Origin of the sequence: Atribacter laminatus (assembly GCF_015775515.1) — a bacterium.
Classification (GTDB): domain Bacteria; phylum Atribacterota; class Atribacteria; order Atribacterales; family Atribacteraceae; genus Atribacter; species Atribacter laminatus.
In genome coordinates, this window is sequence record NZ_CP065383.1 from 2,004,058 (window position 1) to 2,030,474 (window position 26,417).

Sequence of the window (26,417 nt, forward strand, 5' to 3'; positions counted from 1 at the left end):
ACAAATTTAATCAGGGAGGGTAAGGGAATGTTATTTGTCGTTTTAAGCAATTCAAAAAATGGGACCTGTAAGGAGAGAATAGCCCGTCGAATGCAGTGGAAAAATCCAGAAGGGACTAATTTGATAGCTGAATATTGGCTGACGACTGAATTTCCCAACGTAATCCAAATCGTTGAAACTGATAATGCTCAACTTTTATTGAGTGCCGTTGCTGAATGGGATGATGTATTTGATATCAGCATTTATCCGGCGATTACAGGAGAAGAAGGAATGAGGAATGCCCAAGAGATGATGAAAAATTTGTAATGTTAATGTTGAATGTGTAACATTACTTCCCCTGTAAGGAAACTAATTACAGGGGAAGTAAATGATGGTTTCTTTATCAAGATAATAAACAACAGGATATAATGAAAAGGGTCTGGTTTAAGTTGTGACAAATTGAGAGATACAAGGAGAGAGACGAAAATGCAAAAAATCGATCAAGCAGAAATACGCACTATCGACATCACAAGTACCATTATTCCGCCGGAAGAGCCATTTGGTCCTGATCAAATTTCCACTCGGGTTATAAACGAATCATTGATATATCCTTTAAAAAAATATCAGTCGGCCATTGATGATTCCACTTATTTAATGGTAACCCTCAAAAGTCATCTCGGTACTCACGTTGAATGTCCCAATCATTTGCTTCCAAATGGAAAAGACATTACAGAATTTCCTGTTGAAACCTGGTTTGGAAGAATGGTGTTTTTTAAATTTGATCTTCCCCCACAAACGCCTATTACCCGAAGCCACTTAATAGAAATGGACCAAGGAAGGTTAAAAGGAAAGGATATTGTTCTTCTCCATAGTACGGCAACCAAAAAAGATGAAGTCCCTCAATTAACTCCGGAAGTTGGACACTACTTTCTTGAGAAAAAGGTTAAAATGGTAGGGTTTGATACTTCAATCGGATTTGCCTTGCCGGCAAAGGGGAATACTCATGATATCTTGCTGGAGAACAACGTTCCCCTGCTTGAATGGGTTATCAACTTGGATAAGCTTCAACAGGATGTTTCCTATCTGATATCATTACCGGGATTGAAGGTAAAAGGCATGGATGCATCACCAGTTTGGGCGGTGGTGCTAGAAGGGATGGAAGTTAGGTAGCTTTTTCCAAATCGAGTAAATGCTCCAGTTGCCATTGACGTTCCTTGACGGTATTTGTATAAGCTTGGTTTAGATTGGAAGAATAGAACACAGCCTTAGCAGCATACGATGCAGCGTGGACTGCATGACTGGCAACATGAGCTGTTGAAGCTGCCTGACCGGCAGCGCGAGCAGCGAATTTAGCAGCTTGATTATTCGTTTCCCGTGCTGCAGCATGAGCGGCGAAGGCAGCTAGACGGACATCATGCACAGTAATTTCTCCACGAATCCAGGCTCGTCCTGCTTCGATGGTTTTTCGCGGTCGATTGTCATTAACATGAATATCTTCAAAATTTGGCAGGACTCGTTGAGCGCAATCGGTTGCCCAGATTACCAGGGTTTTATGGTTCTGGTTGTTCGCCAGCTTAAGAATCGACATTTTTAATTCCAAAATATCTTTAAATTTCATTTTTTTCATTTATAAAACCTTCTTTTGTAAAAACACGAGAATGTTCAAGAAGATTATTCTTCGCCTCATAGCTATTCTTCATTGTGAAATATTATAATTCATTCATGAAGCCTACCTTCCCAAGGGTATTATCTTTTTCTGTTTTACGTTGCAATTCGTGGAATAGAAACACCCAAGCTAACCCTCATTTGAGAAGGATTTACTTCAATTTTCTTATAAATCTATAGTTATCCGTTTGTTACTCTTAAGTAAAACTTGAACTTGAAAAAAGATTTGAGTATGTATTTGACATCAATCAACGCGGCTTTAATAGATACTTGGACAATATGTAAGGAATCTGGTTGAAAATATATTTTCCAGGTAAAATAATATAAAAAAATTATAAGAGTTTTTTGAAAAAGTTGGAGGGAATAGTGAAAATCACCGTCATCCATGGGCAGTCACACCGGGGAAGCAGTTATCATATTACACAACAGATTTTTGATAAAATTTCGAATACCAATAAAGAAATCTATGAATATTTTATGCCCAATGATACGCCAAGCTTTTGTGTAGGTTGTTATCAATGCATTATGAAAAGCGAATCCGCCTGTCCTCAGGCGGAAAAAGTACAAAACATTGTTGCTTCTATGGAAGCATCCGACCTCATCGTGATCAATTCTCCAACCTATTGTCTTGAAATGACTGGACAGTTGAAAACTTTTTTCGACCATCTTGGTTATATGTGGCTTTCTCATCGTCCCAAACCAGTAATGTTTCAGAAGATTGGTATTGCTATTTCAACAGCCGCCGGAGGTGGATCGAAGAAAGTGGCCAAATCTATAGCAAAACAGCTATTTTGGATGGGAGTTCCTAAAGTTTATCGGTTGAATAAAAATATAAAAGGTTCTACCTGGCAGACGATATCTAACAAAATGAAAGAGTCAATAGACAAGGAGACTACCAAGCTCTCCCGAAAAGTGGAGGCAAACATAGGGATAGTTCGTCCTGGGTTAGGGCTAAGATTTTTGTTTACCATAATGAGATCGATGCAAAAATCAAACAATTGGAATGAGGTTGATAAGAATTATTGGAAGGAAAATGGCTGGCTGGATAAGAAAAGGCCGTGGTAAGGAGAAAAAAATCAAATATTTATTGCCTTGTGTTTTTTAAATCATATATCGAAGCTTGATTTATTAAACCTTCAAATGGATTGACAGAATGGATGCCATGATGCAACCTATTTGCATAGCGACTCCTATTATCTCAGCTTATATCCCGGAAGATTTTTCATCAGTTCTTTTGCCATATCTTGCATATACGGATCGATATGAGAAAAGTATTTTCGCAATCCACTGCATAGGTAATTCAACCCGGTTTCACCATCAGGGGTTTTGAGAAAACGGTTTTTAGGGCATTCTCCCCGACAAGCAAAAAGATAAGGACACTTCCGACACCATTGGGGGAGGGATTTTTGTTTGGATAATCCGAAATTACTTTGATTGGTGGAGTACACCAAATGACTCAAGCCCTCAGTAATATGACCTAAACGGTATTCAGGATAAACAAAATGATCGCAAGAATAAATGCTTCCATCGGCTTCCAAAGCCAAAGCCTGCCCGCACGTTTCAGCAAAAACACAAAGCGAACTTTGCATCCCCATCCACTGACCTAATGCACATTCGAATAAAAAAACAAAAGCTTTTCCTATGTCTCGCTTATACCATTCATCAAAAACTCGGCACAAAAAATAGCCGTAGTCGTCTGCATCAACCGACCAATCGGTGACGAATGAATCGGGATACCCAGGTCGGGCTTCCATAGAATCATAATCAGGCAGGAGATTTTGGTCCCAGTGTTGAGGAGCAACGGTACGGAATTCTTTGGGTTCGACCAATGGGATAAACTGAATTCGGGTGGAACCGATCTCTTGTCTCAGGAATCGATACACATCCAAAGGGAACTTGGCATTCTTTCGGTGAACCACGGTAAGGGTATTGAAGGGTATTTCAAACTTCTTTAAAAGCTTGGCAGCTTTTACAATCTGTTGCCAGGTTGGCTGCTTGGAGGCATCAATCCGGTAGCAATCGTGGAGCGGTTGAGGTCCATCAATACTCAGGCCAACCAAAAAATTGTTTTCCTTTAAAAAACGACACCAATTTTCATCAATGAGTATACCGTTGGTTTGAAGGTCATTTTCAATTTTCTTCCCTGGAGGGCAGTATTTTTTCTGAAGGTTAATGGCTTTCTGAAAAAATTCAAGGCCAAGAAGAGTGGGTTCTCCTCCTTGCCAGGTAAAAACGACTTCAGGGACTTCCTGAGCATTGATGTATTGCCGGATATATTCCTCTAAATTATCGTCAGAAATTGCTTTGGTGCTTCCGATGAGATCCTTTTTACTTAAGTAAAAACAATATTCACAACGGAGATTACATTGGGCACCGATGGGCTTGGCCATAAGGTGAAAAGTTCGTTTTGGGGTTGGTGATAAGATGAATTTATAGGTTTGATTGGAGTTCACATAGCCTCCCATTTATCGGTAGATCTTTATACGATTCCTTGTTGCTCTTTGCAGTTATTATAATCTTAAATTATCAATTCTCACACAGGAGGGAGACGAATTCCCTCCTGTGATCGGAAAAAAGAAGGAAAGTATCTCCTCCTCAATCGCCTAATATATCTTTAGGAGGATATTTTTGGAAAGTAGCTAAATGACTTTTCATCGGTCCTAAAAATATATCCGAGTAAATGACCTTACGAAGAAAAAAGTTATGGTTTTCCTTTGGATCAAGATAGAGATTAAATGCTTTTCCAAAATAATAGTTCATAATGTATCCCGAAAATCCCCCCTGGAGACAATTATCCCGGTCATCATCGGATTCGGCTAACATCATGTACTTATATTCACCAACTCGTACTGCCGAAAAGTTTCTACCCAACCAGTAGTAAATATATTTACGATTGGATTGCCCGTTATTGGAGAGTAAGAAAGAGGTTTGGTCAATGCCGTCGATATAACGGTCGGTTGGCATCTGATCTTTGGCACCACTTAAAGCAAGAGAGGTGTTGAATAAATCGGCAAGGTCAAACAGCCCATCGGATATTCTCCCGGGCGAGATCATGTCTTTCCAATAAAATATACCCGGCACTCGCATTCCACCTTCCCAGGTCGATCCTTTCGCACCCCTAAAGGGGCTGAAGCCGCTATCCGGCCAGAGCTCCATTTCAGGGCCATTATCGGAAGTTATGAAAATTATGGTATTTTCCAACTGACCAGTTTCTTCCAGGGCACTTACCAGTCGTCCCAGGATATAGTCCAGCTCAATCATGACATCCTTGTAAGGATATTTAGCGGGAGATTTTCCCAAGAATTGAGGATTGGGGTAATTGTCGAAATGAGCGCCTCGGGTGCAGTGATAGAGGAAAAAGGGTTGGTCGCTATTTGCCATATTTTTAATAAATTCCACCGAGTAATCAGCCCATTTTTCGTCGAGGATCGAACAGGTAGGGATATCGATTTCGGCAATTGGTTCGACTTCACCGCCTTTTTTAGCGTGAACCCAGTTTTTCTCAAAGGCTAAATTTCTTATCATTTGAGTTCTTTCCGGGCTCAAAGCTACGTCCGGGTTGAAATAAGGATCACGCCATTCGGTATAGTAATCCGATACGCTTAAAAATCCATAAAAATCATCAAATCCCACATTTTGGGGTTGTGAACCTTTATTTTCTCCAACATGCCACTTCCCAACTGCCTGGGTCACATAACCAGCTTCACTCAGGATCTGAGGAAGGGTGATTTCTCCCTCTAATCCTCCGGTTTCATCTTTACCGCTTGGCCGTAAAATACCATGCCGCATAGGAAGACGCCCGGTGAGAATGGTAGCTCGAGTAGGAGAGGATGAAGGTTGAGCATAAGCAGAAGTCAATTGAAGACCTTCTCGGGCTAACCGATCCATATTGGGAGTCGGTGCTCCAGCCATAGCACCTCCGCCATATACCCCTAAATCTCCCCATCCCACATCATCCATAATGAAGAAAAGGATGTTTGGTTTTTTTCCAGTTTTTTCTTCAAAAGCGATCAGTTTATCAAGAGCCTCTTTTTCTTGGTCGGGATGAGGTATGACTGGTTCCAGATTTGGAGCGACTTGCACCGTTTTCTGAACCAAGGCATCTTCAAGGTCTGCTGCTGACGCCGACCCTACCAGCAGCAGACAACCGGCGGCACCAAAAAGTGAAGCGGCTGTTTTAAGACGAAAGGCTTTTTTTCTATCAAAATAATCATTGTTATTTGACGAAATACTGACCATGGTTCCCTCCTTAAAATGGTATGATTTAAATGCTTTTTAAATTTGATTCACGAATCAATAAAAAACTACACTCCTCTCATTATAATGGTTTATTGTTTAAATATATTGAGGAAAAATATATTCATAATTTGTATTATCGGTATAAATAAGTGTTTGATTAGGAATGATGCAGTCTCAAATTTGAATTTATCACTTGGAATAATTGGGTTAAAGAATATAAGTGTAAAAAATTTCCGAGCTTTTTAATGTTGAAATTGTGCTCAATTTAAAAAAATAATGTTAATTTAAAAGCTATTGAAGGGTATTTTTATTGATTTGGCAGTTATTATTAACTTTAAACATTTCTCAAACTCTAATAATTGAAAATTCAATGTTGATTTTTTGATATGTTCTTAAATAATATATTATTTGGAAAATGAAATTAAATTTTTAAAATACAAGAAGTAGAACGGTAAAGAAAAGAAGGGGAGAGAGCCAGATGAGTACCGAAATATTTTACTTTTCAGGGACGGGGAATTCTTTGTACGTTGCCAAGGAACTGCAAAAGCGTATTCCAGATACTCAACTTATTCCGATGGTAAAGCAATTATCTAAAGAGGTTATAAAAACTGAAGCAAAAGTTGTAGGCTTTGTCTTTCCGGTACATGCCATGACCCTCCCCATACCGGTGAGGAAATTTCTTAGAAAAATTGATCTGAAAACTAGCCAATATGTTTTTGCGGTTGCTACTCGGTTGGGCTTGGTATTCAATGATTTTAAAAAAGTTGACCAGCTATTGAAAAAGCAAAGAAAGCGATTGGATTCACATTTTCTGATTAATATGTATAGTAACGACGTAAAGTTTGAGAATTATCAAACGCCAACTCCACAAGAAATTCAAAAAATTGAGTCTAAGGTTAATGAACACTTGGATGCTATTGCTAAAGTTATCCTTAATCGAGAAAGAAGTCTTGAGAAAGATACTGATTATTTAATTGGCTTACCTTATAACCGGTTTTTTAATTTCTTCTTGGAACGGTTAGTGGTATTTGCCCATGGTTTTTCTGAGTATATCGGTGGGGTGAATTATTTTTACACAGATTCTCGTTGCAACGGTTGTGGAATATGCTCCCGAGTTTGCTTGTCTCAAAAAATCAGGATGATAGATAAAACCCCGGTATGGGATAAAAAAGTACTTTGCTACATGTGTTATGCTTGTGTCAATTTCTGTCCAAAACAGGCAGCTCAGATAAAAGGTATTCCGGGAGTTATCAAATCCTATTCTCAAGCCAATGGCCGGTATCCCCACCCTTATGCAACAGTCAAAGCCCTGGAAGATCAGAAATTAAGAGTATAAACCTACGACCTTTTCCGCAAAGAAGATAAAGAGGGATTTGAGTTTTTTACTGCTTCTTCATTGCGAGGAACCCGGCGATGTGGCAATTTCATCCAACTTCTCAGTTATCCTGAGGCTTCGTTTTATGAATCCGTGAGGATCTCATCTGACGCTGAAGGTGTCATCCTGAGGCTTCGTTTTTCGAAGCCGTGAGGATCTCATCTTTTGTTCATATTTCTTTTCCTTTTCTCGGGATAATCATTAAAGATATAAAAGCACCCTCCACGTTCGTAAAGCACCCCCCACGTAGGGAAATTGTTGAATTCATTCTTTATCTTTTTTTGTTTCATCACTTTTCATTTATTCTGGTCTTTCAGGATTGTAAGCGGTAAATTTTAACTCCTAAGAAAGGAACGAAAAAGAGAAATACCATTTTACAGAGATGATACAATAGATAGAGAAGTTTTTAATGCGTGAATAAAAGTTACTTTGAAATGAGGAGTAAAAAAATTGAACTACCAAAATCAACAAGATGATAGTAAAAAATTAGTTTGTGAGGAAAGAAAAGTCGAGAAAATATCCCTTCATTTATCTACTTTGGAAACACTTCGTGAAACTTGGTTTGCCCTTGGGTTTAAAAAGGGTGCAATGATAGGGAAAGAAGCCAGTGATGAAGAAATAAAGAGATGCTATCTTAAGATTCGTGGCACAGCAAAATGATTTATCTTTAAGTTAAATTTTTTATCTTCTAACGAATTCCAAGAATTCATTTTGAAATTCAGAAAAAGCAATATTAAAAATCTTCTTGAAAACTACATCATGATTGGTATTAGTAAAAAGCCCGGTCATATATTGGTGGAATTTTTCTTCTCCATATCTTTCTATCAAATAATCAACGATATAGGCAAATTCAGAATATAAAAAAGCGATCTTATTTTCCACATTCATTTGAATATCCTCTTCCTGGCTGGTTTTGTAAAACTGCGGAGGGAAATAATTACCCTCTCGGATTAATTCATAAACCTGACTTTTACTGGGATATATAGAAGTTCCCGTTTGTTCAGCAGTATACATGGCAATGCCTTCCATAAGCCATTTTGGATATCGAAAATCAGCGATTAATCCCATATTTTGATTCAAAAGAATATGGGAAAGTTCATGTTTGAGATATATTTCCAAGGAAATGACTCCTTTTTGCGCTTCATCAATTGCCCAAGGTGAAGCCATTAAACTTCTGTCTGGATAGGCAATGAACCGAGCATTGGTTCTCGCTCTTTTTAAATAGGAATTTTCATCGGAAAAAATAAATATTTTCGGCTTTTTTGAAAATCTGAGATCATGGGAAGACTCGACGATTTTAGGATAGGAATCAATAACCTGGTAATCTTGAAAGGTGCTACCGTTTTGAATATAGACAATAGTGTTTTCCTGTTCGTACTTTTGAAATCCAAAGGCCACAGGAGAGAAGGGAAATAGCCTTCCAAAGAGGAAGAGATAAAGGAGGACAAAAAAGACAGCAACTGGAATGATGATGTAGATATATTTCCGTTTCATTTTTATTTTCAGCCTCTTTTTTTTATATATTATTAGAAAATTATGAATTCGTTCTCTGCAAAACTACAATTCTTTATAAGCCGAATGTCAGCAACTCCTAATTACTGGATTTCGATTTACTTCATAGCGGAATTGCGGGTTTTTCCTATTTCCCTTCAATTCAAGATTTGCAGGATATTTGAAGGGAAAATCTTCATCTTTGTTGAGCAGGTTAGACCTTCATGCCACATTGTGGCACTAGATGAAGATGAAAATGATAGCCCCCCTCATTCAGACCCTCTCCCACTGAGGGGCGAGGGAAAAATTAGTTCCCCCCTTGAGCAAAGGGGGTCAGGGGGATTTGAGTTTTTTGGAAACCAATCGAATCCCTCTCGTTCTCCCTTTGTCCAAAGGGAGAGGAATAAAAAAGATTGAGCTCAAGAGATTGCCACGTCAATCCGTTCCTCGCAATGACGAATTAGAGTTCCTTCTCCCTTGATGGGAGAAGGTAAGGATGAGGGTGAAAGTCCTAATTAAAACCAGGCTTGGAATTTCATAATAATTCTTGGGGAAAAATTTGTGCCATTATTAGGTGTGACGAGGGAAATAAAATTATAGATTGTTGAGTCAGGTGAGAAGATATTATTCCTAAACACCTGACTCGGGTATTTTATAACGGTTTTACACCGACACAGATATCGACGATTGATTTCCCTTCGGGATGGGTTTTCGGATCGTTGTAATACATCTCAAAGCAAGGTCGATCATCGGGTTGGTAGCCACTCTCAGGAAGCCAAGTGCCGTAAACCCAATCCCAGGCTTCCTGGTATTCATCATCGCTTAACTCAAAACGAGCCATGGCATACTTGCCGGCAGGAAGAACCATCTTGCCGATTTCTCCGTCAACGACTGTGTCGGCGGGAACAGAGACACAAACACTAACCCGCAGTTTTGATTCATCGGTAATGTCCGGATTGTCGTGATAGATGATGATAGTTTTAGTATCGGGAAAGCGCAATAAATTGCGGGAGCCTGCCCACTGGAACAGCTTGTTAAAAAGCCCTTCAAAGAGCTGACCGTCGCCTTTGTATGGACCAACATAACGCACGTAAGCCAGCGTCATTTCCGGAAGCTCCTTTACTTCAACAACCCTATTCACATTTTCCATCAATTCATACCTCCATATCTGAGTATTGTCTGCATACTCAATATAGACGTTTGACGGAACACTTGCTTTTCCAGCATTGCGAAGCTGTTGTCCCTGCTTGCTATCTTCTTTTCCGAGATTGCTTTTGCTTATAGAAGCGGCATGGCTCTGATCACGCCAATTGGTCGCTGTACACCCAAAATACTGCTTAAAGCTTTTCGCAAATGAAGCTGAGCTGGCAAAACCACATTCTAGGGCAATATCAATTACTGGCTTAGCGGGATCGTTAAGAAGCATGGTGGCTCCTTTTTCCAGCCGCAGCCTCTGGATAAATTGGAAGAGGGTTTCCTCAGTAAAGATATGAAAGATCCTGTGGAAGTGGTATTTTGAAAAACCAGCAACAGAAGCAATCTCTTCCAGGGTAAAATCCCTGTCAAGATTACCTTCAATATAATCTACAGCTAAATTTATCCTGCTCCAGTACTGTGTAGCCATCTTGGAGCGTTTGGCTTGTTCAGCCTTCATAGAAGGAAATCCTTTCAAGTTGTGCCCAAAAGATATGTAGAGATTAACGAAAAAAGAAAACGCATCCAAAAGTGAAGTTCAAGCATTGCCAAGAAACCACTTAGATCCACGAAAGGAAAATACACCTCGAGAAAATAAAAGCATTTTTTGAAAAAAGTGTCAAAGTAAATCTAGGTTTGTATCCATTTCATTTTTTATAAATCAAGACCATTATTCTTCCTATTTAATGCTAAACTCCAATAGCCATATTGATGTATTTTCTTTTCCAATGCTATAAGTGCGTAATCGAGTTATAACTAAAGAATATTTTTATTTGACGAGATAACGTATACTAAAGTTCGCAATTTCGCACCTTGAAAAAAGCCACCGGAGACTCCAAAATGAAGGTTGTACGAAACAAAAACTTCATCGAGGAGGAATATCCGATGGCTCAAAATAATCATACACCATTTCTCAAAAAAATGCTCCTTGAATTCATGACTGAACCTGATCCGCTTTATGCAATGCTCGAGTGGTTGACCAATGAACTCATGAAACTGGAAGCTCAAAAACAAAGTAGGAGCTCACAAGGGAGAACATTGCCCAACCCGAACCACCCATTTCTCTGGAACCCGAGTCAGACGATTTGATACGAGGTTAGGAACCATCTACCTTCTGGTTCCAAAACTAAGGAAAGGAGGCTATATTCCTTTTTTTGTGACCGAAAGGAAACGCTCGGAGCAAGCCCTCCTCCAGGTGGTTCAAGAAGCCTTCATCAATGGTGTCTCCACCCGAAAGATGGAGCGCCTTGCTCAAAGCTTAGGGATTGAGTCCCTCTCTGCTGGTCAAGTATCAGAAATCACCAAAGACCTCAATGAACAAGTGGAATGGTTCCGTACCCGTCCTTTAGAAAAAGAATATCCAGTCATTTGGGTTGATGCCCTCTACGAAAAGGTTCGCTGTGAAAGACACATCATCAGCATGGCCATTGCTGTCGTTCAGGGTCTGACAAGTGAGGGAAACCGAGAGATCCTGGCGGTCGAACCCATGTTTGCTGAATCAGAAGACACCTACACTCATCTCTTTGAACAGCTTAAAAGACGAGGAGTGGAAACAGTCTGGCTGTGCATCTCCGATGCTCATACTGGACTGAAAAATGCCATTCAGAAATGTTTCCTAGGATCAAGTTGGCAACGGTGTAAAGTACACTTTATGCGAAATATATTAGTCCATATCCCTCATAAAGAAAAAGAATCTTTTGCCGCGAAACTGAAACAAATATGGTACCAGCCTGACCAAGAGTGTGCCAAGCAATATGCCCATTTAATCATCCAGGAATACCGAGATCGCTTTCCTCAAGCCATTGCTCTTTTAGAGGAAGGACTGGAAGACTCGTTACAATTCCTGGCTTTCCCTCACCTTGACCAACGAAAGATCTCCTCGACCAATTCGCTCGAGCGAGTTCATAAAGAGATTCGTCGCCGCACCCGAGTGGTAGGGATCTTTCCTACCACTGATTCCTATCTCCGGTTGGTCACCAGTTATCTCATTGAGTATACTGAAGATTGGGTGAGTAGTAAAAAGTACATTAGTTCTGAAGCCATTACCAAGCAACAAGTAGAGCTTCTAAAGATAGCCTAAAAAAAGAAAAGAAAACAAAAAGAAAGAAAGAGGCTGTGGATAGATGGACAACCCTGCGGGTTGACCACGGATCCACAGCCCGACGACTCATGAATAGTTATTCACTAAAATACCAGAAAGAATTGACCAAATAGAAAGATTGTATTCTTCTCTTTGTTTATTTTCCATATTCATAAAAAGGAGGTGAATAAATCGAGTCATTTTTCAAAGAGAGATGGCTTTTCATTCAAGTAAGGTCATCTCTGTGTTTAAAAAGAGTCTCCGGTGTTTGCTAAGAGTAAATTGCGAACATTATTTGACACATACTTTGACGATATAATATAGATAGTTAATAATAACAACTATTTATGGAAAAAAGAGGAAAATATCTATATAATGAAGATATGATCTCAGCTTCGGAGGGGAAGCGGTGGTCTCGAATATATTATTGTAAGTTTAATATTACTGGGCATTTATACGAATTCCCCCCCCTTTTTTATCCTGGCCTTTTTATCAATAATTACGAGAATAACATTAGTGATTAAAAATTATCCAATAAATAATTCAAAGAAAGAGCTATTTAAACCCGGAGTAAACGGTGATTAATCTTATCCGTTCCTATCTATACATTATCTTCAACCATAATTAATTAAGGAATGCTCGAAGTTTTTTTCGAAAGTTACTCTCTACACCCTGTTGAATAAGCCGTAAAAGGAGTATTTCAATATAAAAGAAATGGACAGGATTAAATGAAGACGGTGCTGTACTGTTACAAATTGTGTATAGTGTAAACAAGTCGGTTTTGGCTTTAAGTATTTTTGGTATCGAATTAATGAGGTGAGTGCTCATATGAATTAAACAATAGATACCAAACCGGCACGCCTGTCGTTTATATCATATTTTAAGTTAAATTTGAATTCTTAATTTGAAAGGGAAAAAAAATGGAAAAGAAAGGAAATGGTGCTAATCTCGGTTTTGAAAACCAGATGTGGGCTGCCGCCGACAAACTCCGAGGGCATATGGACGCCTCCGAGTACAAGCATGTGGTGCTCGGATTGATTTTTCTCAAATACATTTCCGACGCCTTCCAGGCTAAGCATAAGCAGCTTGAAGCGACGATGGATACCGACTATACCGATCCAGAAGACCGTGATGAATATTCAGCAGCAAACATCTTTTGGGTACCGAAGGAAGCCCGCTGGACTAACCTCCAAGCCAACGCCAAGCAACCGACCATCGGCAAACTGATTGATGATGCGATGATGACAATTGAGAAAGAGAATCCAAAACTCAAAGGCGTTCTTCCTAAAGATTATTCTCGTCCATCTCTAGATAAATACCGCTTGGGTGAACTTATCGATATCATTAGTAAGATCGGCCTTGTAGACGATGAATCCCGCTCCAAGGATGTTCTAGGCCGGGTTTATGAGTATTTCCTCGGACGTTTTTCAGCCGCTGAGGGCAAAGGTGGTGGTGAGTTCTATACACCCCAGTGTGTAGTTAAATTACTTGTCAGAATGATTGAGCCTTATAAGGGTCGCGTATTTGACCCGTGCTGCGGTTCAGGGGGCATGTTCGTCCAAAGCGAGCGTTTTGTGGAAGAACACGGCGGTCGATTAGGCGATATTGCCATTTACGGCCAGGAATCTAACCCCACTACCTGGCGGCTGGCCATGATGAACCTGGCCATAAGAGGATTGGACGCCGACCTTGGCGGTCAACCTTCGGATAGTTTCCACAACGACCTACACAAAGATTTGCGGGCGGATTTTGTCCTCGCCAATCCACCTTTCAACATGAGCGATTGGGGTGGCGAACGTCTTCGTGAAGATGCTCGCTGGAAATATGGCGTTCCTCCGGTGAACAATGCCAATTTCGCCTGGATCCAGCACTTCATTCATCATCTTTCACCTACAGGAGTAGCTGGCTTCGTTATGGCAAATGGTTCTATGTCAACCAACACCAGTAGCGAGGGAGAAATACGCAAAAACATCATCGAAGCCGATCTGGTGGACTGCATGATCGCCCTACCCGGACAACTCTTCTACACGGTGCAGATCCCGGTATGTCTATGGTTCCTAACTCGCAACAAGAAAAACGGCAAGTTCCGTGATAGGAGCAGACAGACTTTATTTATAGATGCCCGCAAAATGGGTTCACTCATTGATCGGATTCACAAGGAGCTTTCCGACGAAGAGATCGAAAAGATTGCCGGAAATTACCATGCCTGGAGAGGCGAAAGAGATTCCGGGACTTACGAAGATGTGCCGGGCTTTTGCAAAAGTGCCACAACCGATGAGATAAAAGAGCATGGTTATGTGTTGACCCCGGGTCGATACGTGGGCGCAGCCGAGGTAGAAGATGATGGCATTCCTTTTGAGGAAAAAATGGCCGAACTCACCGCCACGCTCTACGAGCAATTCGCCGAAGCCGACCGACTCGAAGCCATTATCAAAAGAAATTTGGAGGTTTTGGGGTATGGGGAGTGAGTGGCAGGAAGTCTCATTGGGAGACATCTTCAAAGTGAAACATGGTTTTGCATTCAAAGGTCAATTCTTCACTGATACAAGAACATCAACGATTCTCGTAACGCCTGGTAATTTTGCTATTGGAGGAGGATTTCAAAACCCAAAACCGAAGTATTATAAAGGCGAAATCTCTGAAGAATATATTCTTAAACCAGGCCAAGTTATCGTAACAATGACTGATCTTAGCAAGGAAGCGGATACTTTAGGTTATGCTGCTATAGTCCCAGACGACGGTAACATTTGGCTTCATAATCAACGAATAGGATTACTTGAGTTCAAAGATTCTTTTCCCACTGATTCAGTTTTCATTAACTATCTCCTTAGAACCAACGAATATCGATCTTGGATAATTGGCTCAGCATCTGGCACTACTGTAAAGCATACATCACCAAGCCGTATTCATGCTTTTAAATGTAAAATTCCGCCGATTAACGAACAACGAGCCATTGCCCATATCCTCGGATCGCTGGATGACAAGATCGAATTGAACCGCAGGATGAACAAAACTCTGGAGGCCATAGCCCGCGCCATTTTCAAATCGTGGTTTATTGATTTTGATCCTGTAATTGATAATGCATTACAGGCAGGTAATCCGATACCTGATTCGATGGCTGAACGCGCGGAAATGCGGCGACAAATATTGGATCAAAATCAACCCTCATCCTCCAGCTTCATCTCCCAAAGGGCGAAGAATAGGAAATATAGTGGAGGTTTTGATTTTTCCGGTTTGGGTGAAATTTCTATAGATGAAATCTATGGATTATTCCCTGACAGTTTCCAAGATTCAGAGTTGGGTCCGATTCCGAAGGGGTGGGAGGTTGTTCCATTATCTGAATTTTTGAACATCATTGGTGGTGGGACACCTAAAACAAAAGTAAAAGAGTACTGGGGAGGTAATATCCCCTGGTTTTCAGTTATTGATGCGCCCAGTGAGACAGATGTATTCGTTATTGATACAGAGAAGCATATAACACAGCTTGGGGTTGAAAGATCATCGACCAAAGTACTACGAAAAGGAACAACAATAATTAGCGCCAGAGGTACGGTAGGGAAGTGTGCTCTTCTTGGACGTCCAATGGCAATGAATCAATCTTGCTATGGTATTCAAGGCAAAAACGGAGAAAGTGATTATTTTGTCTATTTCGTGATCAAGAGGCAAGTTTCAGACCTACAGAGAAGTGGGCATGGATCAGTTTTTAATACGATTATACGAGATACTTTCAGAACCATTCGAATTATACTACCACCAACTAAGTTAACTATTTTATTAGAGGATACAGTTCATGAATTAATGGAATTAATGCTTTCAAACTTATTTGAGAATTTAACTCTTGCCTCTCTTCGCGACATCCTTCTTCCCAAGCTCATCTCCGGCGAACTGCGTGTACCAGATGCCGAGAAGTTCGTTGAGGAGGCTGGGGTATGATCAAGAAGATAAAGTTCATTGGTAACCTTGCCGTCTTTAAAGATTTTGTATGGGATAATGAAGCATACGACTCAAATGGCAATATTGAGACTTTTAAAGATATAAATATCATCTACGGTAGAAATTATTCAGGCAAAACCACTCTTTCACGAATTTTGCGCGGAATGGAAACGGGGAAGCTTTCCGAAAAATTTGAAAACCCATCATTTAAAGTTGTTTTTGCTGATGGGACAGAAATAACAGAAAGTATCCTAACACAACATGGTAAAAAGATTCGAGTATTCAACGAAGATTTCGTTAGGGAAAATTTACGATTTATTGTAAATCCTGACGATAACATAGAATCCTTTGCAATATTAGGTGAAAAAAACAACAAAATCGAAAAAGAAATCGAAGAACTCGAAAGTAAGCTTGGTACAAATGAAGAGGGGGAAGAAACCGGTTTATATGCGGAGTTGAGAGAAGCCAGCAAAGATTTTAAAAATGCGAAACAAGACTATGAAAGTGCGAACGATGCCCTGTCTAAGCAATTGAGTGAAAAAGCAACTGATAAAAATATTGGGATTAAATATAGGCCAGAGCGTTTTGGTGATCAAAACTATAATATACAGAAGCTTCAAAAAGATATTGAAAAAGTTCGAGATACTAACTATAAACCGCCAAAAGATGAGCAAATTATTCAAAGTGAAAATCTTATTACTGAAAAGACATTACAACCTGTATCACCCTTTTTTGCGCCAAGTCTCAATTTTTCTGCTCTGGTGATTGAAGCTGAATCTTTTATAACCAAGAAGATCAGTGAATCTGAAAAAATTGAAGAACTGGTAAAAGATGCAGTTTTAAACCGTTGGGTCAAAGAAGGCCGCATCTACCATAAAGAAAAGCGCAATAAATGCGCTTTCTGTGGTAATCCAATCACTGAAGACCGGTGGTTGAAACTAGAAAAACATTTCGATAAAGAGTCCGAACAACTTGAAAAAAATATTGATGCTCTGATTAACAAGATTGAGAAAGAAAAAAGCATTGTATCCTCTGCACTATCAATTAACAAAGCACTTTTTTATTCAAAATTCCACGGAAAACTTGACGAACTGAATAACAATCTAAAAGAAGCAGTTGACAACTACACAAAATCTCTGGATTTAATGATTGATAAACTAAAGAACAGGAAGAGTGACATTCTGAACCAGAAATCGTTTGTAAGACCAGATGATACCTCTGGCGATCTGCTATTTGCTTGGAATTCATATGAAGCAATACGGAGTGAATCAGACGGGTTTTCAACCTCGTTAAGCAGTCAGCAGACGATTGCAAAAGAGGCTTTGCGAATAAAGGAGGTTTCAGACTACCTCCTTATAATCCAATACGAAGAGAGGTTCTCTTCCATTGAAAAACTAAAAGCCAAGCTAGAAAAGGTCGAGCATCGAAAAAACCAAATTAAAGGAGAGATCCATCTGAAAGAAGAACGAATCTTATCGTTGAGAAGAAAACTTAGTGACGAGGAAAGGGGGGCAGATAAAGTCAATGAATATTTGAATAATTTCTTTGGACATAGCTTTCTTTCGCTTGAGGCCCAAAAGAATAAAATGGTTGGAGAGGGGTCAAAACAAATCTGTTATGAAATAACCCGTGATGGTAAAAAAGCATATCACCTGAGTGAAGGTGAATGTAGTCTTATAGCATTTTGTTACTTTATTGCTAAACTAAATGAAATCGACACGAAAAATTCAAAACCGATAATCTGGATTGACGATCCGGTATCATCACTCGATGCAAATCATATCTTCTTTGTTTATAGTTTGATAAACGCTGAGATAGTTTCTAAAAAAAGATTTGAGCAACTTTTTGTGTCAACACATGACCTTAATTTTCTTAAATACCTAAGAAGATTGTGTGGAAAATATGTTAGTGTAAATGGGAAAGAGAAAGATTATCAAAAGTGCTATTTTGTTGTAGTCCGATATGGTAATGCTTCAACCATTTGCAAAATGCCAAAGTATCTAAAGGAATACGCAACCGAATTCAACTACCTTTTTCAACAAATACACAAATGCGCAGAAATCGATGTTGTTAACGACACCAATTATACAACTTTTTACAACTTCGCGAACAACGCTAGAAAGTTTCTAGAAATTTACCTCTACTACAAGTATCCTGATAAAGGAATGAGCGACGATACATTACGCTGCTTCTTTGGTGAAAAAATGATACCCGCAATTTTAACAGATAGAATTAATAACGAGTATTCTCACTGCGCAGTTCTCGAGAGAGGAGCAACACCAATTGAAGTACCAGAGATGCAAGCTGCAGCACGGTTAATTATTGAAAGGTTAAAAAGGGATAGAGAACAGTATTCTTCTTTGTTGAGAAGTATTGGGGAGGACAAAGTACCAGAGATGCAAGAATGATCCTCCAATTCCTCCTTCCAAAAATCATCTCCGGCGAGTTATGAGTCCCGGATGTGGAAAAGTTCGTTGAGGAGGCCTGGGCATGAGCAGCCTAAAGGTTATTGAGAAAAGGGTCTTTGAAGACCTATTCGGAATGGTAAGTGGATATGTGCTTGACTTTTCGAACAACACATTTGCTGAGTTCTTTCGCGAAACCACCAATATTAACATCTACTCACAAAAATATGCGTTCAATGGCGATTCCAAAGCCAAACGCTTAAGAGCGTTTTGGGAGACCGAATCTGACACAATGGTTGGCAAGGTTCTTTCAGAACTACTGGAGCTCTGGAGATACAACACTTCACGAAATGACAGCGCTGACTACTCAAAGCAATACGAGCAGGCATTGGAGATAGTCTCCAGGTTGACTGGTAAGCAACCTGATATTAAGGTTACGGAATATGAATTCTTGCTACGACGATATGAAAACTTTTCCGTCAGAGATCTTCCAATTGCTCCCAACCTAATACCGGTGCTCGAATCCCGTTTAGCCGAGGTAGAGTATTGCCTGGAATCAGCCCCATTGGCGACAATCTTTCTGTGCGGAAGTATCCTGGAAGGTATCCTATTAGGTGTGGCATTGGAAAGACCGAGGGATTTCAATCAAGCCAACAACTCTCCGAAAGACAGAAACAACAAAGTCAAGTCGTTCCAGGAGTGGACGCTGGCCCAATTTATTGATGTTGCCCACGGACTGGGGATTTTAGAACTAGATGTTAAAAAGTTTAGCCATGAACTGCGATATTTTCGAAATCACATTCATCCCTATGAGCAAATCGCATCGAAATTTACACCCAACAAGCATACCGCAGAAATCTGCTTTCAAGTTTTGAAGGCGGCTATCGCCGATCTGTCGGGAAGATAAAAGTGGCGTGAAGGTACGGTACATTCAATCTCCATTTGCGTGATGATAGACAGGATAAGTTGAATATGAATTGGATTAAAGAAAAAATCTTTGAAAAAAAACCACAGTCAATTGGTTCTAATCCTTGGACTGGGAAAACACCTTTGGACCAGATATTAGTACCACTGGTCCTGTCTGTTAACTCGAAGATTATGACCTGGTTATCCTGGTGGGAAGGTTTCGATCAGTTTTTGAGAACATTAATCAAAACATCCTAATAGATGATTTTGAGTTTTTAAGGAGGTCCTGCGATGACGGAACAAAATGGTCAACGTGGACTGAGTAGGCGAGCAATTGAAAATACAAATTCTGAGGGATTGATCCCGAAACACGGTGGTTACAGGAAGCTTAAGAGTTTTCAGATCGCGCAACTTGTATATGATGTTACAGTGCGCTTTTGCGATTGCTATATTGATCGATTTAGCCGGACAAAAGATCAGATGGTGCAAGCAGCAAGGTCGGGGGTACAAAATATTGCCGAAGGTAGTAAAGCGTCAGGTACATCGAAAAAGACCGAGCTGAAATTGACCAATGTAGCCAGGGCAAGCCTTGAAGAGCTGCGTTTGGATTATGAAGACTTTTTGAGGCATCTAGGTCTGCCCCAGTGGGGGTGGGAAGATCCTCGAAGAGCGGAGCTAATTAATCGTCGCTGTAACTCTGTAGAGGAAGTTGCGAAGTGGATTAAAGAGGTGCATGAAAGGATCAATAAAAAAGGTCAGTCCACGAGGTCCACTAAGTCCACCTATCCTGAAATCACTGCCAATGCCGCTTTGGTTTTGATCACAGTTGCTTGCAGCCTACTGGACCGTCAGTTGGTAGCACAAGCAGAAGCCTTTGAAAAAGAAGGAGGATTTACCGAACGCCTCTATCAAAGAAGAATCCAGGCTCGGAGGAGACAATGACCACCATAACCGAAACCACCCTCGAACAAACCGCTCTCGATTGGTTTGAATCCCTAGGTTGGAAAACCGCCTTTGGACCAGAAATCAGTCCCGATGGACTGGCCTGTGAACGTGAAGATTATGACCAGGTCGTCCTGGTGGGAAGGCTTCGGACAGCTCTTGAGAACATCAATCCGAGCATTCCGGTGGGTGCTATTGATGAGGCGGTCAGGAGAATCATACGGACCGAATCGCCCAGCATGATCGAAAACAACCGGCGTTTCCATCGAATGCTTACCGATGGTGTGGATGTCTCGTTTCTGCGGGGTGGAAGAGAAGTCCACGACAAGGTCTGGCTGTTCGATCTTGAAGACCTGGAAAATAACGACTGGCTGGTTGTTAATCAGTTCACGATTATCGAGGACCGCAGAAACCGGCGGCCCGACATAGTGGTTTTTGTCAATAGCTTGCCCTTGGGGTTAATTGAGCTCAAAAATCCCGCCGATGAAAAGGCAACCATCCGTCATGCCTTCAACCAACTTCAGACCTACAAGAGAGATATCCTAAGTTTGTTTATCTATAACGAGTTTCTAATTGTGTCCGACGGCTTTGAGGCTCGAAGTGGGACGTTGACCGCCGGATGGGATCGATTTATGCCCTGGCGTACCATCGACGGCAAGGAAGTGTCCCCACGTGGTTCTGTAGAACTCGAGGTGCTGCTCAAGGGAGTTTTTGAAAAGCGGCGGTTTCTCGATTTGGTATTAAATTTTGTCGTATTCGACGATGACGGCGCCACTATTGCCAAGAAAGCGGCAGCCTATCATCAATTTCATGCCGTGAACAAAGCGGTTGAATGCACCTTGTCGGCATGTGGTATCACGGCTAAACCTGGTTTGTTGTATGCTCGGTATCCAAAATTTGACGAGCTTAACCCTTTTAAAGTTCGTGAGAAGGAGATTGCTTACGGTCCTGGTACCGAACACTTCGGTGGTCGCCGCATCGGGGTGATCTGGCATACCCAGGGAAGCGGCAAGAGTCTTTTGATGGCTTTTTTTGCCGGTAAGATAATCCGTCATCCAGCTATGGAAAATCCAACCTTACTTATGATAACCGACCGGAATGACCTGGACGACCAACTTTTCGACACGTTTTCATCCTGTCGCGATCTGTTACGTCAGACACCAGTTCAAGCCGAAAACCGTGAGCATTTGAAAGAGTTGCTTCAGGTTCCCGCAGGCGGGGTAGTTTTTACAACGATTCAGAAATTTCTGCCTGACGGTAAGGGACAGCAATACCCCGAGTTATCCACTCGCCGGAACATCGTAGTCATTGCCGATGAGGCACACCGCAGCCAGTACGATTTCATTGATGGGTTTGCACGCCACATGCATGATGCGTTGCCGAATGCCTCCTTCATAGGGTTTACTGGCACACCAATCGAGCGAGACGATCGCAGTACGCCAGCGGTCTTCGGTGATTATATAGATAAATACGATATCCTCCGCGCAGTTGAGGATGGGGTTACAGTGCCGATTTATTATGAAGGCCGCTTGGCGAAGATTGATTTACGAGAAGAGGAAAGACCGACAATCGACCCCGAGTTTGAAGAAATCACCGAAGGAGAAGAAGAATCTTACAAGCAAAAATTGCGCACCAAGTGGGCCGCCCTGGAAGCGATGGTCGGAACGGAAAAGCGAATTGCGCTTGTTGCGGAAGATCTCATTCACCATTTTGAAAACCGACTGCAAGTATTAGATGGGAAAGCCATGATTGTCTGCATGAGTCGTCGAATCTGTGTGGACACGTACAATGCCATTATAAAGCTCAGACCTGATTGGCATAGCGATGATGACGACAAGGGTGTAGTGAAGATCGTCATGTCCGGTTCCGCATCGGATCGTGCTGAATGGCAGCCCCACATCCGTAATAAACAGCGACGTGAAGCGCTGGCCAAAAGATTCAAAGATCCGGCAGATGCAATGAAAGTAGTGATCGTACGGGATATGTGGCTAACCGGATTCGATTGTCCTTCACTGCACACCATGTACATCGACAAGCCGATGCGGGGTCACGGCCTGATGCAGGCGATAGCCCGAGTCAACCGAGTATTCAAAGACAAACCGGGTGGATTGATTGTTGACTATCTCGGCTTGGCGGACCAGCTGAAACGAGCCCTTGCAGATTACACCGAAGCGGGCGGCCGTGGTAAGGCTGTGGTTAACCAAGAAGAAGCTGTTAAGGTAATGATGGAGAAGTATGAGATTGTCGTTTCTATGTTTAATAATTTTGATTACGTCTCTCTTCTTAAAACTGAGCCAGCAAAACGTATCGCTGGTATTGCGAATGCTATGGAACATATCCTTCAACTGGAAGATGGCAAGAAGCGTTATTTGACAGAGGTCACGGCATTGTCGAAAGCATTTGCTCTCGCTGTTCCACATGAGCAAGCTCTTAAAATTCGTGATGAAGTTGGATTTTTCCAAGAAGTCCGAGTTGGGCTGGTGAAAGCAACAGTTGAAGGCGAGGGGAAGAGCCCTGAAGAGATGGATACTGCGATTCGTCAACTCATATCGCGGGCTATAACCTCAGATGAGGTCATCGACATTTTTGCGACAGCAGGATTGAAGAAACCTGATATCTCGATTCTCTCAGACAAATTCCTTCAGGAAGTGCAACAGCTTCCACAACGAAATCTTGCGGTGGAATTATTGAGAAAGCTCCTGAATGATGAGATTAAGACACGGTCCCACAAGAATGTTGTTCAAGCACGCTCCTTTGCAAAGATGCTGGAGAAAGCTATACGAAAATACCAAAACAGAACGATAGAAGCTGCACAAGTGATCGAGGAACTCATCAAACTTGCCAAAGAAATGCGCGAAGCTCATCAGCGTGGTGACAACCTTGGTATGAGCGATGATGAAATTGCTTTCTACGATGCATTAGAGGTGAACGACAGTGCGGTTAAAGTTTTAGGGGATGAAACGCTGAAAATGATAGCTCAAGAACTGGTTAAAGCCGTCAAACGGAGCGTAACCATAGATTGGACGGTACGCGAAAATGCTCGTGCTAAGATTCGAGTGATTGTGAAACGAATTCTGCGTAAATACGGGTATCCACCAGACAAACAGGAAAAAGCGACTTTAACTGTTCTGGAGCAAGCCGAGGTACTCTGTAAAGAATGGGTAAAGTAACAAAAACGTTATTAAAAAGTTTCCGTACCTTCTTACCAAAATTGAAAGTTACCTTAAATGGTAAACTCTATGGAATTATATTCAGCAAAAGGATACCCACCAATATTGAAAACGGATACGGAAAAATCAATGGAAAATAGTCAGGGGGGGGAATTTATCCTTTTTCATTTCAGGCCGGTCTTTTGCCAATACATATCCGATAGTTTGACATCGGGATGATGATACCTTTTCCCGGTCGAAGTTGCGTAGCCGAACTGAATTGATGCATTGGGGCACCATTGCAAGCAAGCAAAACACTGTTCGCAGTGATGCTGCCAGACAGGCCGACCATTCACCATTTCAATGTTTTCGACCGGACAGACCTTAGTGCAAATTCCACAACTCTGGCACTTGTGGTCGGATGTAAAGCCATGGTCTAGCAGTTGTAAACTTTCCTGGAAGGGAAGATTCGTTTTTTCCTTGAAGCCACCTATCTTTAACCAGGTGGATTTTTGCAGAGTTTCTCTAAGATTTAGAAAATCAACAAGGTGTTCTATCGCCTTCGCCATGACTTCAAGTTTTCTTTTTTGTCTGGACTGAACTACTCGACAAATATCATCCAGCTTAAGCCTCCAATTATTATAGAATTCTTGCTGTTTTTTCGGGTTTATTTCTTTGAGGACGAAGGATCGGAAGAAATTCTTGAGCTTCAATGAGGGTATTACATAATTGTAGGGCATTCGGACAGAAAAACCCGCCGCCAGAGAGCCATTTTTTTCATGAAGCATTTTATCCAGGTATTCCAAGGAAATACCCGAACTTCCTCCGTGGGTACAAACCGCGAAGATATATTTGCTGTTCAGGTCATTCATCAGATCCACAAACCGTTTAACAATAAAAGGGACTCCCTGGTTATATACTGGGTATACGATTCCAATTGATTCAGCATCGGATGTGATTTCCTCCCGGTGGATAAGCGAAGGGATCGGGACTAGATTTGCCCCGATTATTTCAGCGATATCCCTGGCTACAACCAGCGAATTCCCAGTTCCAGTGAAAAAATAAATGACCTTTCTCATAAAACCCCCTTTTAATCTCCTTGGTTTCCGTGGAAGAATATCACGTTCAGCAATAATATTTTACACCGTGGTTTTCGTTTTAATACTCTCCCTGGGTATCCTCTTCAAAGGATTAGTAGAGGTTATTTCATATTCATCCATCAGTGGGAAAGACAGAAGCTTCAGGATTTTCCCGTGTGTCTAGTATCCTCAGCTGAGTTCATAAATCATTACAGTCAATTTTTATAACAATTTTTTTATATTTTCTATGCGATAATAATTGATTAGTGACAGTAAAATTTGGATCACAGCATAGGTATCGTTTCAAAAAACCTGAAATGTTTAAAATTTGTATCTTGAAAAGGTGAGGGACAAAAAGATGATGTTGAATAAGACAATGGAAGGGAAGGTCGCTATCGTTACCGGAAGTGCTTCGGGAATAGGTGAAGCTGCAGTGAAAATCTTGGCTGAGAATGGATGCAGGGTTGCAATGCTGGATAACGACAAGACACGCTTGGAAACGGTGTTGCGTGAAGTCCAGACTCTTCAGGAAGAATGTTTTGCTGTTGGTGGTGATGTAACCGAAGAAAACACTGTTATTGATTTTTTCAAGGAAGTTATCCAAAAATGGGGGAAGCTTGATGTTCTAGTCAATAGCGCTGGACGAGATTCTCTTGCTCCACCAGTATCTGAAGTAACCCTGGAGGAGTGGAATAAAACTATAGCAGTCAACCTGACCGGGGTATTTTTATGTTGTCGAGAAGCTTTTAAAATTATGGAAAAGCAACCGACTGGTGGTAGAATCATCAACCTTGGATCGACTTCAGCTAAACTTGCCTCCAGCCCTGGCCACAGTCCGTATCGAGCCTCAAAGCATGGAATGATGGGTTTCAGTGAAAACATTCTTTTAGAGGGTGTCAAAAAGAATATTGCCGTAACGGTTATCAATCCCTCTCACGTCAAGACCCCCATGACCGAAATCATCGACAAAGGACTCTATGCCGAAGGATTACCGTCCTACTTAGAGGGATGGTTGGATCATGAAGAAGCCGAAAAGGGGATCTACGCCAATTGTATCGATGTCGATTATGTAGCTAAAATCCTTTTATACATAGCTTCTCTACCACCCGAAATTACCATTCCCCAATTTTCGGTGTATCCAACTTTTAAGGCGCACCGGTACGGCATGAGGGCGTGAAAGGAAAGAAAAACCGAGGAGGAGAGAAAGGAGAGGGGGAGAGAAAGATGAAGAAGGAAAGGAACTATGATGAAAAGCATACATGAAGAATTCAAAAAATTGAGCGATCAGGAACGTGCTGCGCACTTACAAAAATACTTCAAGACTGGGAAAGGTGAATATGGAGAAGGGGACGTATTTTTAGGTTTGAGAGTTCCCACGATTAGAAACATCGCTAAAAAATTTAACACTTTATCCATAGATGAGGCTGAAGAATTTCTCCAATCACCCTATCATGAAAAACGTTTATTTGCCCTTTTTGTGCTCATCGATCTTTTTAAAAAAACGAAAGAGGAAGATAGAAAGAAAATCTATATTCTCTATCTCAAAAACACCAAGTTTATCAACAACTGGGATTTAGTCGATGCATCTGCTGGACCGATTGTTGGTGCTTATTTGTTCAAGCGTGATATAGAGCCAATTTACGAGCTGGCACAGTCAGAAAACCTATGGGAACGCAGAATTGCCATAATGGCTACATCGTATTTTATAGTTCATAACCAATTTTCCGACACTTTGAAGATTGCTGAAATGCTTCTCAATGATACGGAAGATCTTATTCATAAAGCAGTAGGTTGGATGTTGAGAGAGATTGGGAAGAGAAATTTAGAAATTGAGGAAAGTTTTCTAAAAAAGTATTACCATAACATGCCCCGGACGATGTTGCGTTACGCTATAGAAAAATTTCCCGAAGAAAAACGGAAAAGCTACTTAAAAAAGTAGGAATCAACCAGGGAAGTTTCTCAGTATAAAACAATTGGCAT

The 26,417-nt window shown here is 41.0% G+C and carries 21 protein-coding genes and 1 pseudogene; 15 read left to right on the top strand and 7 right to left on the bottom strand.

Annotated features, from left to right (window positions below; genetic code table 11):
• The first annotated feature begins 27 nt into the window (after positions 1 to 27).
• Both RT761_RS09040 and RT761_RS09045 read left to right on the top strand, forming a co-directional pair.
• A complete protein-coding gene (locus RT761_RS09040; protein WP_218111098.1) occupies positions 28 to 306 on the top strand; it encodes a DUF3303 domain-containing protein in 279 nt (92 codons plus the stop codon).
• 159 nt (positions 307 to 465) lie between these two features.
• Positions 466 to 1,149: a cyclase family protein gene (locus RT761_RS09045; protein WP_218111099.1), complete on the top strand. Its 684-nt coding sequence runs from the start codon at positions 466 to 468 to the stop codon at positions 1,147 to 1,149.
• On the opposite strand, the gene RT761_RS09050 is transcribed toward RT761_RS09045, so the two are convergent.
• On the bottom strand, positions 1,142 to 1,606 hold the full coding sequence (locus RT761_RS09050; RefSeq protein ID WP_218111100.1) for a putative immunity protein: 465 nt from the start codon (positions 1,604 to 1,606) through the stop codon (positions 1,142 to 1,144). The genes RT761_RS09045 and RT761_RS09050 overlap by 8 nt on opposite strands.
• Positions 1,607 to 2,010: 404 nt before the next feature.
• On the opposite strand from RT761_RS09050, the gene RT761_RS09055 reads away from it, so the two are divergent.
• Positions 2,011 to 2,709: a flavodoxin family protein gene (locus RT761_RS09055; RefSeq protein WP_218111101.1), complete on the top strand. Its 699-nt coding sequence runs from the start codon at positions 2,011 to 2,013 to the stop codon at positions 2,707 to 2,709.
• A gap of 128 nt (positions 2,710 to 2,837) precedes the next feature.
• Here RT761_RS09055 and RT761_RS09060 read toward each other — a convergent pair whose 3' ends face one another.
• Positions 2,838 to 4,097 (bottom strand): anaerobic sulfatase maturase, encoded by a 1,260-nt coding sequence (locus RT761_RS09060; protein WP_218111102.1) that lies wholly within the window; start codon positions 4,095 to 4,097, stop codon positions 2,838 to 2,840.
• Between the two features lie 142 nt (positions 4,098 to 4,239).
• Positions 4,240 to 5,883 carry an arylsulfatase gene (locus tag RT761_RS09065; RefSeq protein ID WP_218111103.1) on the bottom strand — a complete coding sequence of 548 codons (1,644 nt, stop codon included), beginning with the start codon at positions 5,881 to 5,883 and terminating at the stop codon, positions 4,240 to 4,242.
• Between the two features lie 478 nt (positions 5,884 to 6,361).
• On the opposite strand from RT761_RS09065, the gene RT761_RS09070 reads away from it, so the two are divergent.
• Together RT761_RS09070 and RT761_RS09075 are read left to right on the top strand one after the other, a co-directional pair.
• A complete protein-coding gene (locus RT761_RS09070) occupies positions 6,362 to 7,219 on the top strand; it encodes an EFR1 family ferrodoxin (RefSeq protein WP_218111104.1) in 858 nt (285 codons plus the stop codon).
• 489 nt (positions 7,220 to 7,708) lie between these two features.
• Positions 7,709 to 7,918 (top strand): hypothetical protein, encoded by a 210-nt coding sequence (locus RT761_RS09075; RefSeq protein ID WP_218111105.1) that lies wholly within the window; start codon positions 7,709 to 7,711, stop codon positions 7,916 to 7,918.
• A 21-nt stretch (positions 7,919 to 7,939) separates the two neighbouring features.
• Here the strand turns inward: RT761_RS09075 and RT761_RS09080 are convergent, their stop codons facing one another.
• Together RT761_RS09080 and RT761_RS09085 are read right to left on the bottom strand one after the other, a co-directional pair.
• Positions 7,940 to 8,752: a hypothetical protein gene (locus RT761_RS09080; RefSeq protein WP_218111106.1), complete on the bottom strand. Its 813-nt coding sequence runs from the start codon at positions 8,750 to 8,752 to the stop codon at positions 7,940 to 7,942.
• A 649-nt stretch (positions 8,753 to 9,401) separates the two neighbouring features.
• Positions 9,402 to 10,403: an AraC family transcriptional regulator gene (locus RT761_RS09085; protein WP_218111107.1), complete on the bottom strand. Its 1,002-nt coding sequence runs from the start codon at positions 10,401 to 10,403 to the stop codon at positions 9,402 to 9,404.
• A gap of 425 nt (positions 10,404 to 10,828) precedes the next feature.
• Here RT761_RS09085 and RT761_RS09090 point away from each other — a divergent pair.
• The 4 genes and pseudogenes from RT761_RS09090 (at position 10,829) to RT761_RS09105 (ending at position 18,364) form a co-directional block, all read left to right on the top strand.
• A pseudogene (locus tag RT761_RS09090) lies at positions 10,829 to 12,023 on the top strand (IS256 family transposase).
• 920 nt (positions 12,024 to 12,943) lie between these two features.
• Positions 12,944 to 14,491, top strand: a complete 1,548-nt coding sequence (locus tag RT761_RS09095; protein ID WP_218111108.1) for a class I SAM-dependent DNA methyltransferase — start codon at positions 12,944 to 12,946, stop codon at positions 14,489 to 14,491.
• The gene (locus tag RT761_RS09100) at positions 14,481 to 15,956 is read left to right on the top strand and encodes a restriction endonuclease subunit S (protein ID WP_218111109.1); all 1,476 of its coding nucleotides are present in this window, start codon (positions 14,481 to 14,483) and stop codon (positions 15,954 to 15,956) included. The genes RT761_RS09095 and RT761_RS09100 overlap by 11 nt, the downstream gene beginning before the upstream one ends.
• Positions 15,953 to 18,364 carry an AAA family ATPase gene (locus RT761_RS09105; protein ID WP_218111110.1) on the top strand — a complete coding sequence of 804 codons (2,412 nt, stop codon included), beginning with the start codon at positions 15,953 to 15,955 and terminating at the stop codon, positions 18,362 to 18,364. The genes RT761_RS09100 and RT761_RS09105 overlap by 4 nt, the downstream gene beginning before the upstream one ends.
• Positions 18,365 to 18,594: 230 nt before the next feature.
• On the opposite strand, the gene RT761_RS09110 is transcribed toward RT761_RS09105, so the two are convergent.
• Entirely contained in the window at positions 18,595 to 18,750 is a 156-nt protein-coding gene (locus RT761_RS09110; RefSeq protein ID WP_218111111.1) for a hypothetical protein, read from the bottom strand.
• A gap of 17 nt (positions 18,751 to 18,767) precedes the next feature.
• On the opposite strand from RT761_RS09110, the gene RT761_RS09115 reads away from it, so the two are divergent.
• From RT761_RS09115 to RT761_RS09130, 4 genes are all read left to right on the top strand, one after another.
• Entirely contained in the window at positions 18,768 to 19,268 is a 501-nt protein-coding gene (locus tag RT761_RS09115; protein ID WP_218111112.1) for a hypothetical protein, read from the top strand.
• Between the two features lie 65 nt (positions 19,269 to 19,333).
• Entirely contained in the window at positions 19,334 to 19,525 is a 192-nt protein-coding gene (locus RT761_RS09120; protein WP_218111113.1) for a hypothetical protein, read from the top strand.
• Between the two features lie 33 nt (positions 19,526 to 19,558).
• Positions 19,559 to 20,209 carry a four helix bundle suffix domain-containing protein gene (locus RT761_RS09125; RefSeq protein ID WP_218111114.1) on the top strand — a complete coding sequence of 217 codons (651 nt, stop codon included), beginning with the start codon at positions 19,559 to 19,561 and terminating at the stop codon, positions 20,207 to 20,209.
• On the top strand, positions 20,206 to 23,379 hold the full coding sequence (locus tag RT761_RS09130; protein ID WP_218111115.1) for a type I restriction endonuclease subunit R: 3,174 nt from the start codon (positions 20,206 to 20,208) through the stop codon (positions 23,377 to 23,379). The genes RT761_RS09125 and RT761_RS09130 overlap by 4 nt, the downstream gene beginning before the upstream one ends.
• 164 nt (positions 23,380 to 23,543) lie before the next feature.
• Here RT761_RS09130 and RT761_RS09135 read toward each other — a convergent pair whose 3' ends face one another.
• A complete protein-coding gene (locus tag RT761_RS09135; RefSeq protein WP_218111116.1) occupies positions 23,544 to 24,437 on the bottom strand; it encodes an EFR1 family ferrodoxin in 894 nt (297 codons plus the stop codon).
• A 358-nt stretch (positions 24,438 to 24,795) separates the two neighbouring features.
• Between RT761_RS09135 and RT761_RS09140 the strand changes: the two genes are divergently transcribed.
• Complete coding sequence (locus RT761_RS09140) at positions 24,796 to 25,614, top strand: SDR family oxidoreductase (protein WP_218111117.1); 819 nt, start codon at positions 24,796 to 24,798, stop codon at positions 25,612 to 25,614.
• A gap of 66 nt (positions 25,615 to 25,680) precedes the next feature.
• Positions 25,681 to 26,376: a DNA alkylation repair protein gene (locus RT761_RS09145; protein WP_218111118.1), complete on the top strand. Its 696-nt coding sequence runs from the start codon at positions 25,681 to 25,683 to the stop codon at positions 26,374 to 26,376.
• Positions 26,377 to 26,417 lie beyond the last annotated feature (41 nt).